We start from the raw sequence: 13,805 nt of genomic DNA on the forward strand, positions 1-13,805 counted from the left end.
GGGTGGTGCGGGGGTTATTTCATGAGGGCGTGTTTAACTCGGTAGGACTCGCCACGAAATTGCAGGAGCCGGCCGTGGTGCACGATGCGGTCGATGACGGCAGCGGCCATGTTGTCGTCGCCGAACACGGTTCCCCAGCGGGAGAATTCCAAATTTGTGGTTATGGCCAGGCTTCTTTTTTCATAACCGTCCGCAATGACCTGGAACAGGAGCCGGGCGCCTTCGGTATCGATTGGTAAGTAGCCAAATTCGTCAATCACCACGAGCCGATTTTTGGCTATGGAGGCCAGCTCCCGATCGAGGCGCCCTTCGTCTTTGGCGCGGCGCAGCTGCATCACCAGCGACGAGGTGGTGAAGAAACGTGCCGGGATTCCCTCGCGGCAGGCGGCGGCGACCAGCGCGCTGGCGAGGTGGGTTTTCCCGGTGCCGACGTCACCGTAGAAGACAAGGTCCTCGGCCCGGTCGATGAAATCCAGCGAGGTCAGCTCGTCACGGCCGTAGTCCTCGGGGAACTTCACGCTCGAGTAGTCAAAACCCGTGAGTGACTTCAACGCCGGCAACCGGGCCGCTGTCAGCAGTCGTTGGCGGCGAGATGCTTGGCGGGATTCGTGCTCGGCCGTGAGCATTCCGTGCAGGTATTCGCGTTGCTTCGGGGTGCCTTTCTCGGCCCACTCGGCCAGCACGGTATTGGTCAGGGAGGCCTGCCGGCCGGTCTCGATGATGTTTTGAACGGTGATCAGGCTCATGCGATCTCTCCTGTCAGCGTGTTCACGGTGGTGAAGGCGTCGGCGGTGAAGATGTCATAAACGCTAAGGTCCACGTTCTCCGCCGCCGGGGCCGTGCCGTCGGCGAGGCGCCGGGCGAGCATGCTCAGCGCGGCGATATCGGGGGTGTCCCCACGCTGGATCAGCATGTCGGCGGCGCCGATTGCGGCGTCGAAACCGGCCGAACCGCTGGCGGCATCCACGGCGCTGAGGAGTCGCCGCCGGTTGGTGGCGGTGGCCGTATCGAGCCACTGCCGCACCGGATCTGGGACCAGGGGGCGCAGTTGGGAGTGACCCCAAGCGCCGGGCTTGGTCACCAGCAACGGCAGCAGCGACGCGGGTTCGAAGATCGTCTCGGTCTGTCGTCCGAACGCCCGAGGGAATGACCGCACCGGCGTGGCCTGCTCATCGAGGATCTCGACCACATCGTGTCGTAACCCCACTGTCAGGGTGCGGCTATGGAAGGAAGACCCGGCCGCATAGGTGTTCCCGTCGATGAGGAGGTTCCCGGTCTTGTCGGCGGTGCGGGACTCATAACGCACCGGGTCAAACCCGACCCCGGGCAGCGCGAGACTCGCGGCGACGTCCTGGGTAAAGAGCTCACCCACGGGCAGGCCCTTGCGATAGTGCACCGTCGAAGCCAACGCCAGGCACCGCGCCAACAACACGTCGTTGAGGCCCTGCAACGTGGCCGCCTCCGGCTCGGGGACCATCAGGTTCCGGCGGAGGAACCCGACCGCGTTCTCCACGTTGCCTTTCTCATTGCCGGAGTACGGGTTGCAGTACCGAGACTCCGAGCGGTAATGCAGTTTGAATGCGCTGAACAGTTTCGTCTCGACGACCTTGGCCCCCACTCTCCGCCCGATCCCGGTCGCGTTGTCAAAGACCAAGTGCCGAGGTGCCGCACCGATGTGATCAAACACAGTCCGCAGGCCGTGGCAGACACACTCGGATGTTTCGCCCCGGTAAGCCTGCACGAAGCGCATGTTCGAGAACGGGAACGTGACGACGAAGATATGTAGGACCTGCCGGACCCCCGCGATGATGGCCTCGGCCTGCCCAAAATCGACCTGCGCCGTGCCGGCCGGCCAGACCAGTTCGGTGAATCCCTCCCCGGCCTGGCGGTGGCGGGTCTTCCATTTAGCGACGAAGCGTTGCACCGGCGAATAACTGCCGAAGTAGCCCTGCTCGACGACGAGGCGGTCAAAGACGCGCTTGGCCGTGTGGCGTTGCTTGCGCGGCCGGCGCTGGTCCTCGCCCAACCACAACTCAATGGTGTCTTCGAACCCTGTCAACACCGACCCGGCCGGCCGAGGCACCGGCGACGGTGGCTTGGGCGAGTAGTCCAGCTGGCCGGTGTATTTCGTTACCGCGTCGCGGCTGACGCCCAGTCGGCGGGCGATCTCTCGGCCCGCGATTCCGTGGGAGTCGAGAGTTCTGATATTTTCTTGCACGGACATGGGTACCGTCATCTGCTTTCTGTTCCTTCCGGCGCGACCGCTTGGCAGTAGCTACGCCGTAAGGAACATATCTGGGGTGGCGGGCCCATGTCTCCGCGCACGGGAGAAGGGCCTCGGCCACCGGTGATCACTGTCTCGGCGCATTCCCCAAACCAACGTCTTGGCGGGGAATTGCCTGGCCTGATTCTTAGCGCTCTTTTGGCAGGAAACCAGCCGCTAACTTGGCAGGATTCCAGCGCCGAAACGGCCTACAAAGAGTTGATCACACACACTCAGGCGTGCTGGACCTGGTTCGGTGCTGCCTCCCCCGTTTTCTGGCTGGGGCGTGTCGCCTATCTCCGAGGGCCATTCAAGGTCCAGCATTGCCGGAATTTGCGTGCGTCCAAGTGCTTGCCAGGCTGTACTGACTTTTGCGTATAAGGGAGGTCAGCGGGATTCTCTGCGCGACAGGGTAAACGCGACTCACCTGTCCACGTTGGCCACCAGGCACAGTCTCCGTGGGGCCATTCCCCTATGAGGTCCCCCTGCGACACGGCGTCCGCGAACTCGGCCTCCGGGTGCTGTGGCCTAAATCTGTTTCGTTCGAGGTCCGTTCAAGATGACGCCGGCCAAGATTCGTCTGGCCATAGCCGCCGTGGGCCGGTCGGAGACGAAGGTCGGTGAACTTTGCGAGGAGCTTGGGATCACCCGGCAGACGCTGTACCGCCATGTCTCACCGGCGGGGGGACCCGCGGCCCGATGGGGCGAGACTACTTTCCAAGAAATAGAACCCCGTCCGCGGGTCGGGCTATTGGATATGAGAATCGCTACCCCGTGCCATGTGCTTGAGGGTGGCCAGATTACGAGGTGTTTTCGCTCGACCAGGCAGGCTGAAGATCTCACATTTATGTCTTGATTCCAGTGGGAGATAGTCGTATATTTTGATTGTTTAGATCAGTCAGGGCGCCCTACACGGTGTGGCTGACCTCCCTTAGATCAGCTTGCGGCCCCTGCAGGCTGATCTAGTGGGTTAATGGCTCACTTCATGCGAAACACACTTTCCAGATCCAAACGGTGATCGTCCACCGATTTCCCTGCGGTTGATGCGCAACGTGGCTCTAGCCGATGTGGATTGAGGATCAGATGGCTTCAAGGACACGCAAGTTCGAGAGTCTCTTCGAATCGGCGCCATACGCGTTGGCGGGAACGGACCACGCGGGTGTCATTTGGTTTGTCAATCACCAGACGGAGTCGCTGTTCGGCTACGACCGTGCCGAGCTCGTCGGTCGGTCCATTCAGATGCTGCTACCTGAGTATGTTCCGGCGGTCCGTGGCGGCCATTCGAACGAATCCATTGCCGATCCAACTAGTCGGACTATGATGCGGGGGCTGAAGGGGCGGAAGCAAGACGGGAGCGAGATTCCGGTCGGTATCAGTTTGTCTGCCTTAGCCTGAATCCACCGATCGGGATCGAGATCTGACGGCGCGTTAAACCGAGAATGCCCATCTGATCAGGTAAATTAGGACTTGTCAAGAGTTCAGATTTACCAACCAGAGGAGCATCTCGTAGATGCAAGTTTCCCACACCAACCGCGCCGTTTCTGCATCATTCACCGACCCGAATCTCGTGTCGTCGGCGGGCTTGGTCCCGATCATGAAATTAGCCGCCCGTGCGGGGTTGGCGACCTTGGCCGATCAGTGGCTGAGCGTCCCCACCGACAAGGGCGCCAACGCCGGTCTGAAAGTCACGTCTCTGGTCGGCGGCATGGTCGCCGGCGCGGACTCCATCGACGACCTCGCCATTCTTCGTCACGGCGGCATGCGGAAAATCTTCAGCAACTGCTACGCGCCGTCAACGTTGGGGTCGTTTCTGCGCGCGTTCACGTTCGGTCACGTCCGGCAGCTCGACGCCGTCGCTTCCCGCTTCGTGCGGGGCCTGGCCGCGGAAACTCCGTTGCTCGTGCACGACACCGACGGCTACATGTTCCTCGACGTCGACGACACCATCATCGAAGTTCACGGCCACCAGAAGGAAGGCTCCGGCTACGGGTACTCCGGGGTGCGCGGCCTCAACGCGATCCTCGCGACAGTCAAGACGGACGTATCGGCGCCGATCATCATCGGCCAGCGACTCCGGCGCGGTGCCTGCGGATCACCGCGCGGCGCGGCCCGTCTGATCCGTGACGCCCTCGCCACGATCAAACGGCTCCGCGGAGCGGGAAAAGCACGCGTGCTCTTTCGTGCCGACTCAGCGTTCTACGGGCACGCCTCCATCAGCGCAGCCCTCAAAGCCGGCGCCGACGTTTCGGTCACTGCCCGGATGGACCCCGCCATCAAACGAGCGATCGGAACGATCCCCGGCGCTGCCTGGACCGCAATTGAATACACCAACGCCATCTATGACGAAGGCAGCAAAACATGGATCAGTAACGCCGAAGTCGCCGAGGTCCCGTTCACCGCGTTCACCTCGCGCAAGAAGAGCGAGCACATCACCGGGCGCTTGGCCGTGCGGCGGATCCCGGAACTGAACAAGAAAAACCTCGACCAGCCAACCCTGTTCGACACCCACCGATTCCACGCCTTTTTCACCACCAGCACCCTCGACACCGTCACCGCCGACAAAACCCACCGCGCCCACGCGGCGATCGAGCTCGTGAATTCCGACCTCAAAAGCAGCGCCCTGGCGCACCTACCCTCCGGTGTATTCACCGCCAACGCCGCCTGGCTGGTCATGGCCGTCATGGCGTTTAACCTCACCCGCGCCGCCGCGACGATCGCGGGAAACGGTCTCAGCCGATCGACCACCGCAACGATCCGCCGGAAACTTGTCAGCGTCCCCGCACGAATCTCAACCTCGGCGCGGCGCGTGACATTGCACCTGCCCGAACACTGGCCTTGGGAGAAACCCTGGACGGCCCTGTTCACAAAGAACTTCCGGCCCCAACAACCCGCCCCCACCTGACCAACCAGCCGACACCGACATCAACAGGAGCACCAGTGGAACACCCGGGCCGCGAGACCCGGACCACAACCACGCCCGAAACTCCGAAAGCTCGCCGAAACAAAATCAGGATCCGATCAGAGGTCGACCGGTGGATTCAGGCTTAGATACGGGAGATGTCTTGATGATGATCACGGCTGCGTCCCCGGTAAACGCGGGCCCGGATGCGCTTGAGAAGTCCCAGCTTCTGGCAGCGATCATTGAGAACGCGAACGATGCCATCATCGCCAAGACTCTGGACGGCATCATCACAAGCTGGAATCCGGCAGCCGAGAGAATGTACGGCTATGCCAGCGGCGAGATCGTGGGCACGTCCGTCGAACGGCTGAGCCCGCAGGACCAGACCGGTGAGATCACCTCCGTCCTGGCTCAGGTCAAGGCGGGCGAGTACTGTGACGGATTTGAGACCCTCCGCGTCCGCAAAGACGGGACGGTGTTCCCGGCCTCACTCGCTGTGTCTCCCATCCGCAATGCCGACGGCGTCGTCGTTGGCGCATCCACAATCGCGCGGGATGTGACGTCGGCGAGGCGGGTGTTTGAGGCGGCGCGGTCGATGATTGAGTCGAGTCTGGATTCGTTGGTGGCGATCAGTCCGGAGGGGCTGATTACGGATGCGAATGAGGCGACGGTGACGGCGACCGGTATTCCGCGGGTGGAGTTGATCGGCACGGCGTTCTCGGATTGTTTCACGGAGCCGGAGAAGGCGGAGGCGATTTACGAGCTGGTTTTTGAGAAGGGCATGGCCGTTGATTACCCGTTGACGATGCGTCATCGGGACGGCACGTTGATGGAGGTGTTGTATAACGCGTCGGTGTACCGGGACGTTGAAGGCAACGTGCTGGGCGTGTTCGCTGCGGCGCGGGACGTGACAGCGGCGCGGAGGGCGTTCGTGGCGGCCCGGTCGATGCTTGAGACGAGTTTGGATTCGTTGGTGGCGATCAGTCCGGAGGGGCTGATCACCGATGCGAATGAGGCAACGGTGAAGGCGATCGGTATTCCGCGGGTGGAGTTGATCGGGACGGCGTTTTCGGCTTACTTCACCGAACCGGAGAAGGCTGACGCGATTTACCGGCAGGTCTTCGAAAAGCGTATGGGCCTCGGTTACCCGTTGACCCTCCGCCACCGGGATGGGACGCTGACCGAGGTGCTGTACAACGCATCGGTGTACCGGGACGCTAGTGGCAACGTGCTCGCCGTGTTCGCGGCGGCACGTGACGTGACAGCCCTGCGGAGAGCGTTTGAGGCGGCCCGGTCGATGATTGAGTCGAGTCTGGATTCGTTGGTGGCGATCAGTCCGGAGGGGCTGATCACCGATGCCAATGAGGCGACGGTGACGGCGACGGGCATTCCGCGGGTGGAGTTGATCGGTACGGCGTTCTCGGAGTGCTTCACGGAGCCGCAGAAGGCTGAGGCGATTTACCAGTTGGTGTTCGAGAAAGGCATGGCCGTTGATTACCCCCTCACGATGCGTCATCGTGATGGGACGTTGATGGAGGTGTTGTATAACGCGTCGGTGTACCGGGATGTTGACGGCAACGTTTTGGGTGTGTTCGCCGCGGCACGCGATGTGACCGGGGTGAGGCAGGCGCAGGAGGCCCTGATCTACCAGGCCTTCCATGATCCGCTGACCGGTTTGCATAACCGTGCCTGGATTCTGGACATCTTGGACGTCGATCTTCTCGCCGCGAAACGTGTGGGTCATGCGGTGGGGGCGCTATTCGTGGACCTGGACCACTTCAAGGCCGTCAACGACTCGCTGGGGCACGCGGCCGGCGACGAGGTGCTCACCACGGTGGCGCACCGGATCGTGGCGGCCCTGCGCCCCGGGGACAGAGTCGGACGCATCGGCGGAGACGAGTTCGTCATCGTGATCCAGGACGTCCAAGATGTTCAAGATGCGCTGCGCTGCGCCGAGCGAGTGTCTGCCTCGATCTCGGCCGACATTGAGGTGCGCGGTCATCGAATCATGCCGACCGTGTCCATCGGCATCGCCACGTCGACGCCGACGTCAAACTCCGACAGCTTGCTGCGCGACGCGGACTCCGCACTTTTTCGAGCCAAGGCCTCTGGGCGAGCCCGCTGGCACTTCTTCGATAGCGCCATGAATGACCAAGCCGTGGCGCGTCGCACCCTCGAAGAAGACCTGCATGAGGGGATCGCTCGCAGCGAATTCGTCGTGTATTACCAGCCCATCGTGGCCCTGACCGACGGCCGCGTCGTCGGCCACGAGGCGCTCGTGCGGTGGGCACACCCAAGTCGCGGGCTCCTACGTCCCGGGGACTTCCTCAACGTCGCTGAGGCCACCGGTCTGATCAAAGGCATCGGCGCGCAGGTACTGCGCCAGGTGTGCGCACTCCTTGCCGAGCGTTCCGACTTGCCGGGACCGGTCAGCGTGAACGTCTCGGCAGTTGAGCTGGCTGCGCCCGGCTGGCTTGCCAACGTGCAAGCCCTTCTGACTGATCACGGGGTCGACGCGGCACGGATCGTCATCGACGTGAACGAGACCGCGGTGCTCAGCCTTACTGAGTCCGCGCGAGACGCGCTGGTGTCCGTGCGAGGCATCGGTGCGGGCATCCACCTGGACGACTTCGGCACCGGGTACTCGCCTATCTCGGTGTTGCGCCAACTGCCGGTCACCGGGGTCAAGCTCGACCTGCGATTGGTGCAGGAACTCACCGAGAGGGATAGCCCGGCCAATGCCTTCGCCCAAGGAATGAGCGGGCTGATCACAGGCTTACATCTCACCGGGATCGCGGAGGGGATCGAGACGCAGCTGCAGGCCGACCTCCTGCGCGCTCGGGGATGGGAATGCGGACAGGGCTACCTCTTCGGCAGACCGGCCCCACTCCCGGCAACGGAGAGAGAACTTCCTGGAAGGTAGGGCGAGTCTGTCCTAGGGGAGCGAGCAAGAATCGCGAGCCTGCTTGCTGTGCAGGCGACGGGGCCACGTCAGTTTCTAAGTTATGCGTCTCGGATTATTCGAACGAGTTGCACTGTTTTGCTCGAAGTCCGCCAATCAGGCAAGGCAAAGCGTGTTCAGTTATCAAGTCACCGGCGTCCCGTAGCGGGTTCCCCTCCGAAACAACGTCGGCGAAGTCGGCCGCCAGGTAGTTTGGCCCCAGATCTGTCGCGCTCGACGTCCGGCATGCGACGCACCACCGGCCATGGCTTGTCAGATCACTCGACGGCTAAGACCGCCATCTAGCCATTCTCCGTGCGGCGACGGGCTGCCTTGATCAATCAATTCCTCGGGCCGGCCAACTTGCGTCATGCCGGGCCGGGTCCAGTCTGGGGTGGCGACGAGAGCGGCAACCCGTTTGACGCGGGGGTCGACACCGGCCAACGCGACGGAGATGTCACCGCCCATGGACACGCCGCCGGCGACGACATCGCTGCTCAGGTCGTGTGTCTCGATTGCCCAATCAACGATTCGGAGGGCATCGAGGGTGGTCTGTCCGAGGATGGGCCACATATGCCTGCGGAACCCACCGAACACTCGCGCCATCAAGTCGTGGGGGGTGCCCCTATGTAGTTCGTCAAGGGGTAGTGGGTGATTGGGCTTGATAAATTGTGCCGTCGCGGAGCATGGCGTAGAGGACATCGCAGCGACGTCGGGCGAGGGCGATGAGGGCTTGGTTGTGGCGTTTCCCTTGGGCGATCTTGCGGTCGTAGTACGTGCGGGAGACCGGGTCGCTGAGCGCCGCGAAAGCGGAGAGGAAGAGCGCGCGTTTGAGGGCTTTGTTCCCTCGTCTGGAGGGGTGCTCGCCGCGGATCGATGATCCTGATCGCCGGGTGACCGGGGCGAGGCCGGCGTAGGAGGCGAGGTGCCCGGCGGTGGCGAAGTCTTTGCCCGAGACTTCTGTGATCAGGCGGGCGGCGGTCCTCACGCCCACCCCGGGCATGCTGGTCAGGATCGGTTCCAGAGGGTGGGCGTCGACGAGCTCCTCAACCTCCACGGCGATCTCAGCGCGCTGGCGGCGGAGCGTCGCCAGCTGCTCGGCGAGGCGGGGCAACACGGCGCGCGTCGCGTTCGTGCCGCCCACGACGACGGTCTGTTCGGAGAGAGCCTGGAAGATTTCCTCGGCCAGGCGGCACCCGATCCGCGGCGCGAGCTTGAGCAGGCGCGTGCCGAGCCGGGTCAGGCCGGCGGCTTTCATCGCGGTCGGCGTCGGGTATTTCTGCAGCAGGTCCAGGACGGCAGGGTGGTCGAGGTGCGGGCCCAGAACCCGCTCGAGGGCTGGGTGGACCTGCATCAGTAGCCCCCGGATCCGGTTGCTGGTCGCGGTCATCTGACCGACGATGTCATCGTCGAATCCGCACAGCATCGACAGCTCCGCCAGCTGCTCATCCTCGAGGCGCAACGGCCGCAGCGCATGCGGGAGGGTCCGGGCGGCCTCGGCGATGATCGCGGCGTCGCGGGCGTCGGTCTTCGCTTCGCCGGGGTGCAGATCGGCGATGCGCCGCATCGCGAGGCCGGGTAGATACCCGACGAGGATGCCTTCGGTGTAGGCGACGGCGACGGCGACGGGCAAAGCACCGACGGTCTCGGGCTGGTCAACGACCAAGAGCACCTGGCCGCGGAGCTTGAGCTTGCGGATCACCGCGCGCAGTTGTACTTCGTCATTCGGGAGGGCCTTGTCGTAAAGTCGCTTCCCAGTGCGGTCCAACGCGACCGCGTTATGCTCGCTCTTCCCGACGTCAACACTGATGAACACGTCAACGCTGTCGTAGTTCTCAATCATGAGTTCCCCTGTCAGCCATGCGGACCGGTTGGCCTGTCCGCGGCATCGAGTCTCGGCATCCACGTTACGTTCGGCCAAGAAACGAGTTCCAGTCGAGCCCCTATTAGCGATCACCCAATACCAGTCAGGCCCGGTGACAACACCCCCCGGATCATCAATGACTGGGGGCAATAACCATGCCGGGCCTAACAGGCCAACACCCTTCAGAAGCAAAGCTTCAAGGGCTACCTACAAGGTAACGGGGCTTCGGTCGATCGTTCGCCGTGCTGCCACGGGTCAAGGCTCACGGCGAGGTAGCCCGCGTCGGACAGGCGGCGCAAGAACGGTGCGACAGTCTCTTTGGTTCCTCCGAGGAAGGGAAGCCAGAGCGCGAGGCGACCAATCGCCACTTCGGACTCGGGCGTAGACCAAAGGACAGGGATGCCGTCTACGTTGGACGAGTGCAGGTCGGAAGCGGACTTGAGTGGCGGGGACGTCATGGGTTCAGGATATTGAGCGGGTCTGACACGAGGTCTAGTCTGTGTCTTTCGCCCAACCTGGTCCTGCAACAGCTTGTCCACCCCGGATCTCCCTAGACGTCTCGGATCTTGAACACGGGGAAGTCGGCTGCAATGGTCTCGAATGACGCGACCGGCTCCGACTGATCGACCGGAATGTGCGGTCTCGCGCCCGGCGCTTGGGCCAGGTAGGCCTCAAGAATCGGCGCGCGAGCATCCGCCCGAACCTCTTCGAGCACCACCGGTCGCCTGCGCCCCGCGCAGATGACGGCTTTCCCATTCGCGGCCCGCACATTACGCACCCACCGCGAGCCCTGCCCCAGCATGGAGACCGCATACTCGTTGCCTTCGTAGCGGGCGACCACGAGGGGCAGGGTGAGCAATGTTCGCGACTTCGGATTGACGGTCTCAAGGGTGACAGCGCCGTGGCCAACGACGCCGAGCGAGAACACCATCGCACTTACTCGGTTCAAGAACCGCGCCCACCGGTTCGGGCGTCCGCCAGCGTACATGCGCCGTAGGGAATCTTCACGAATCATGACAGGGAACCGCGGACCTGAAAGCGGGTGATGTGCACGAATTCGGGCATCTGGGGTGTTGCCTTTCCGGTGCTTAAGGTTGACACCAGGACAGTGGCTCCGCCACCCGGCCGGCAGTACCGACACTACCAGCGCGCAGACAGCGTTATCCCTGACCGATACCCGGTCCGACTGACCGGTCGTCGTGCTAAATCCGATCGGCAAGTCAGCCGGTCAGGGACGCATTTCGTTTCTCCGGACCAGGGAGGGCCCCTCCCCGGAGCGTTCTAGCGACGTTCGGCGTTTGTTAGGACACCCACCGGGTCTCGCGGTCTTTCTCGGCGGAGATCGGGCGTAGTGCTTGATTTCGAGCGACGCCCATCGAGGCGTGGTGCTCCGGATGGATATGTGCGGAGAAGCGGTTAACCTCGTGTGCTCGCAACCATCCGATCATCATCTGGGTAGCTTCGGAGGCTATGCCTTCGCCTTGGCGCCTCGGCGAAATGACCCAGGCGATCTCAGCAACGAGCATTGAACCGTCGCACTCAACGGTTGCCTGCACGAAACCGACCGGCTCACCAGTGTCTCGGTAGGTGACTATCCAGTTCAGCCACCATTGGGAACCGTCATCAGACTGCCCTACGGTCTGTGCGGCATATTTGCGGTGGAGCAGGTCCAATGACGGGGCATCGCCGCCGGTATGCTCGTATAGCGACGGGTCGGCCAGAACGTCGACCATCGAAGCTGCATGGGCCACCGCGAGTGGTTCAAGCAGGAGCCGCACAGAGCAGACGGGTTCAGGTCGAGGCCAATCCATCTCCTGAGAATGGCACAGTCGCGGTTGGACGGATCAAATGCGCCTTTGGTGCAGCGGATCTCGCCCCAACGGGGCGCGCTAAGCGCGAGAGATCTGGGCCAGTGCCTCACCCAAGAGTTCATGCCCCCGTGCCTGTCCGCGCCCTGCCCTCGGAATCCGTCGGTGCAACTCGACGGTCGGCCTGGAAGAATTGAGAGATGACCGTAACCCTGCAGCGAATCCTCGCCAGCGACTTCCCGACGTGGATTGAGCAAAGCAGCGTGGAGTATGCCGGTGACTTACTTGCCCAGGGCCGATCACACGAGGAAGCTCGGCGCATAGCGGTCGAGAGCATGGCTCGTTCGTTCCCGGAGGGCACTCAGAGCCCCGGCAATGAGGTCTTTCACGTCACGAACGAGGTTGGTACGGCAGTGGGATATCTGTGGATCGGGCAGGATGTCACCACCGACCCGGGGGCGTGGTGGGTCTGGGACGTTTTCATCAACGCCGACCAGCGTGGCCAGGGTCATGGGAGAACAACGATGCTGCTCGGTGAGGAATACGCACGCTCCCACGGAGCGCGCTCTCTAGGCCTCAGCGTCTTCGGATTCAACACCGGTGCCAGGCGACTTTACGATTCCCTCGGCTACGAGACAACCTCGGTGAAGATGCTCAAGAAGCTCGACTGAGCCTTCTCTTCGCTATCGCTGGTTGGCGTCACTGCAGGGCAGCGCCGAGATAGACACACGCAGGTGGAACCCGCAACGCGACTGGTCAAGGGCCGATCACCGAAAGATTATAGGGTCGATGCTTGTTCTAGGACGTTTCCTCTGGCGAGGATTCTGACGTCTCGGTTAGCTATTCACCGACCGTGCCGTCGATCGATTCGCGCAGAAAGTCGGCGTGTCCGGCGTGGCGGGCGGTCTCTTCGACAAGGTGAAACAGCACCCATCGGAGCGAGAAGTTGCGACCGTCGCACAGCGCCTTGACCGACAGCTGATCTACGCTTGCTGATTTGGACACGACTGCCCGGCTCCATTCGCAGGCTTCGCGGTAGCGACTCCGGACATTTCGGTTCAGGATCGATTCGCATTCGCCCATCCTGCCATTGGGCGGAGACACATCGTTAGGGGAACCCCTGCGAGAAACAATGGGATCAGGCAGCAGCTTGTTTCTCTAGGATGCGCATGACGGTTGGTCCGGGATCAGTCGGCCTGCGACCGAGGAGATCGCCGAGGTCGGTAGTCGTGCGCGAAAGAAAACCGTGTGCCGCATTCGAATAGATTGAAAGCAGCATCGCTGGCTGAAAGGGCAACAGCCCACTCTGTTCGAGAACAGCGCGGTGACTGCCGAGCGCAGCTGGTCGGTAGAGCAAACCGGCCCCCTCGGCGATCTGGCCGGCAGTGACCGCAATCGACCCGACTAGGTCGTACACACGATTGATATGGCGGTCGGGTACGGCTGCCACGATGGCTGCTGCCTCGGCCAAATCTGCGCGAGTGACCACAGCCACAGAACCCGTGCCAAACGGCGCGGTAATGACGCCGTCTATCGGCGCGAGCAATGACCCGAAAAGCTCGGCATAGAGGCCATTGCGCAGAATAGTCCACCGCAAAGTACTTTCCTGTATTCGCCGCTCGGTCCAGCGATGCGCGAGGGCGAAGCCCAGGTGGTCCCCGTGTGTGGCGACGCTGGTGTAAATCAGGTGCTGCACTCCGTCGCGTTCCGCAGCCGCGACGACGCTCTCATGCCGAGCAATCACCACATCATCCTCGGCATACCCAGCGGAGACCATGACTACCGTGGCGAAACCGGTGAAGTCCAAAGAACCGGGTTCGTCGAAGTCGACGCGTCGTTGCTCGCTGCCCTCGACTGGTCGTCGTGTGCCCGCCACGACTGGCTGGCCCCCGCCAGCCAGTCGTTCGACGATGGCACGGCCTAACTGGCCGGATGCTCCTGTAACCAAAATCATGTGCAAGTCCCCTCGGTGGTTCTGAACAGTAACTAGACTCATCCTCGGGAACTCACCGGCACTCCACAAGGAGGCA

At 62.6% G+C, this 13,805-nt stretch carries 13 protein-coding genes; 4 read left to right on the forward strand and 9 right to left on the reverse strand.

Going from position 1 to position 13,805, the window contains the following annotated elements:
* Window positions 1–14: 14 nt before the first annotated feature.
* Together istB and istA are read right to left on the reverse strand one after the other, a co-directional pair.
* Complete coding sequence (gene istB / locus BJ997_RS07780; protein WP_183323340.1) at window positions 15–746, reverse strand: IS21-like element helper ATPase IstB; 732 nt, start codon at window positions 744–746, stop codon at window positions 15–17.
* Complete coding sequence (gene istA, locus BJ997_RS07785) at window positions 743–2,224, reverse strand: IS21 family transposase (RefSeq protein ID WP_084141842.1); 1,482 nt, start codon at window positions 2,222–2,224, stop codon at window positions 743–745. The genes istB and istA overlap by 4 nt, the downstream gene beginning before the upstream one ends.
* Window positions 2,225–3,346: 1,122 nt before the next feature.
* Here istA and BJ997_RS22075 point away from each other — a divergent pair.
* The 3 genes from BJ997_RS22075 (at window position 3,347) to BJ997_RS07800 (ending at window position 8,085) form a co-directional block, all read left to right on the forward strand.
* Window positions 3,347–3,658, forward strand: a complete 312-nt coding sequence (locus BJ997_RS22075; RefSeq protein WP_221243940.1) for a PAS domain S-box protein — start codon at window positions 3,347–3,349, stop codon at window positions 3,656–3,658.
* 115 nt (window positions 3,659–3,773) lie between these two features.
* Window positions 3,774–5,165 carry an IS1380 family transposase gene (locus BJ997_RS07795; RefSeq protein ID WP_035841060.1) on the forward strand — a complete coding sequence of 464 codons (1,392 nt, stop codon included), beginning with the start codon at window positions 3,774–3,776 and terminating at the stop codon, window positions 5,163–5,165.
* A 163-nt stretch (window positions 5,166–5,328) separates the two neighbouring features.
* Window positions 5,329–8,085, forward strand: coding sequence for a sensor domain-containing protein (locus BJ997_RS07800; protein ID WP_183323343.1), 2,757 nt, complete (start codon window positions 5,329–5,331; stop codon window positions 8,083–8,085).
* A gap of 291 nt (window positions 8,086–8,376) precedes the next feature.
* Here BJ997_RS07800 and BJ997_RS07805 read toward each other — a convergent pair whose 3' ends face one another.
* The 5 genes from BJ997_RS07805 to BJ997_RS07825 all read right to left on the reverse strand — a co-directional run bounded on the left by BJ997_RS07805 (window position 8,377) and on the right by BJ997_RS07825 (window position 11,778).
* On the reverse strand, window positions 8,377–8,676 hold the full coding sequence (locus BJ997_RS07805; RefSeq protein WP_035836982.1) for an alpha/beta hydrolase: 300 nt from the start codon (window positions 8,674–8,676) through the stop codon (window positions 8,377–8,379).
* 64 nt (window positions 8,677–8,740) lie between these two features.
* Window positions 8,741–9,946: an IS110 family RNA-guided transposase gene (locus tag BJ997_RS07810; protein WP_035836981.1), complete on the reverse strand. Its 1,206-nt coding sequence runs from the start codon at window positions 9,944–9,946 to the stop codon at window positions 8,741–8,743.
* Between the two features lie 224 nt (window positions 9,947–10,170).
* Entirely contained in the window at window positions 10,171–10,425 is a 255-nt protein-coding gene (locus tag BJ997_RS07815) for a hypothetical protein (RefSeq protein WP_152602207.1), read from the reverse strand.
* 92 nt (window positions 10,426–10,517) lie between these two features.
* Window positions 10,518–10,916 carry a PNPOx family protein gene (locus BJ997_RS07820; RefSeq protein WP_201771719.1) on the reverse strand — a complete coding sequence of 133 codons (399 nt, stop codon included), beginning with the start codon at window positions 10,914–10,916 and terminating at the stop codon, window positions 10,518–10,520.
* 352 nt (window positions 10,917–11,268) lie between these two features.
* Window positions 11,269–11,778 carry a GNAT family N-acetyltransferase gene (locus BJ997_RS07825; RefSeq protein WP_035836979.1) on the reverse strand — a complete coding sequence of 170 codons (510 nt, stop codon included), beginning with the start codon at window positions 11,776–11,778 and terminating at the stop codon, window positions 11,269–11,271.
* Window positions 11,779–11,975: 197 nt separating this feature from the next.
* On the opposite strand from BJ997_RS07825, the gene BJ997_RS07830 reads away from it, so the two are divergent.
* Window positions 11,976–12,446 carry a GNAT family N-acetyltransferase gene (locus BJ997_RS07830; RefSeq protein ID WP_035836978.1) on the forward strand — a complete coding sequence of 157 codons (471 nt, stop codon included), beginning with the start codon at window positions 11,976–11,978 and terminating at the stop codon, window positions 12,444–12,446.
* 169 nt (window positions 12,447–12,615) lie between these two features.
* Here BJ997_RS07830 and BJ997_RS07835 read toward each other — a convergent pair whose 3' ends face one another.
* Entirely contained in the window at window positions 12,616–12,858 is a 243-nt protein-coding gene (locus BJ997_RS07835) for a mycothiol transferase (RefSeq protein WP_052542302.1), read from the reverse strand.
* Window positions 12,859–12,913: 55 nt separating this feature from the next.
* Complete coding sequence (locus BJ997_RS07840) at window positions 12,914–13,771, reverse strand: NAD(P)H-binding protein (RefSeq protein WP_338080940.1); 858 nt, start codon at window positions 13,769–13,771, stop codon at window positions 12,914–12,916.
* Between the last annotated feature and the right edge of the window lie 34 nt (window positions 13,772–13,805).

Origin of the sequence: Cryobacterium roopkundense (assembly GCF_014200405.1) — a bacterium.
In the GTDB taxonomy this organism is placed as follows: domain Bacteria; phylum Actinomycetota; class Actinomycetes; order Actinomycetales; family Microbacteriaceae; genus Cryobacterium; species Cryobacterium roopkundense.

What these genes read in the sequence shown, in the direction of transcription:
- istB (WP_183323340.1), bottom strand. Translation starts at nt 746, where the DNA reads ATGAGCCTGATCACCGTTCAAAACATCATCGAGACCGGCCGGCAGGCC.
- BJ997_RS07805 (WP_035836982.1), bottom strand. Translation starts at nt 8,676, where the DNA reads ATGTGGCCCATCCTCGGACAGACCACCCTCGATGCCCTCCGAATCGTT.
- BJ997_RS07835 (WP_052542302.1), bottom strand. Translation starts at nt 12,858, where the DNA reads ATGGGCGAATGCGAATCGATCCTGAACCGAAATGTCCGGAGTCGCTAC.
- istA (WP_084141842.1), bottom strand. Translation starts at nt 2,224, where the DNA reads ATGTCCGTGCAAGAAAATATCAGAACTCTCGACTCCCACGGAATCGCG.
- BJ997_RS07840 (WP_338080940.1), bottom strand. Translation starts at nt 13,771, where the DNA reads ATGAGTCTAGTTACTGTTCAGAACCACCGAGGGGACTTGCACATGATT.
- BJ997_RS07800 (WP_183323343.1), top strand. Translation starts at nt 5,329, where the DNA reads ATGATGATCACGGCTGCGTCCCCGGTAAACGCGGGCCCGGATGCGCTT.
- BJ997_RS07825 (WP_035836979.1), bottom strand. Translation starts at nt 11,778, where the DNA reads ATGGATTGGCCTCGACCTGAACCCGTCTGCTCTGTGCGGCTCCTGCTT.
- BJ997_RS07830 (WP_035836978.1), top strand. Translation starts at nt 11,976, where the DNA reads ATGACCGTAACCCTGCAGCGAATCCTCGCCAGCGACTTCCCGACGTGG.
- BJ997_RS07815 (WP_152602207.1), bottom strand. Translation starts at nt 10,425, where the DNA reads ATGACGTCCCCGCCACTCAAGTCCGCTTCCGACCTGCACTCGTCCAAC.
- BJ997_RS07810 (WP_035836981.1), bottom strand. Translation starts at nt 9,946, where the DNA reads ATGATTGAGAACTACGACAGCGTTGACGTGTTCATCAGTGTTGACGTC.
- BJ997_RS22075 (WP_221243940.1), top strand. Translation starts at nt 3,347, where the DNA reads ATGGCTTCAAGGACACGCAAGTTCGAGAGTCTCTTCGAATCGGCGCCA.
- BJ997_RS07795 (WP_035841060.1), top strand. Translation starts at nt 3,774, where the DNA reads ATGCAAGTTTCCCACACCAACCGCGCCGTTTCTGCATCATTCACCGAC.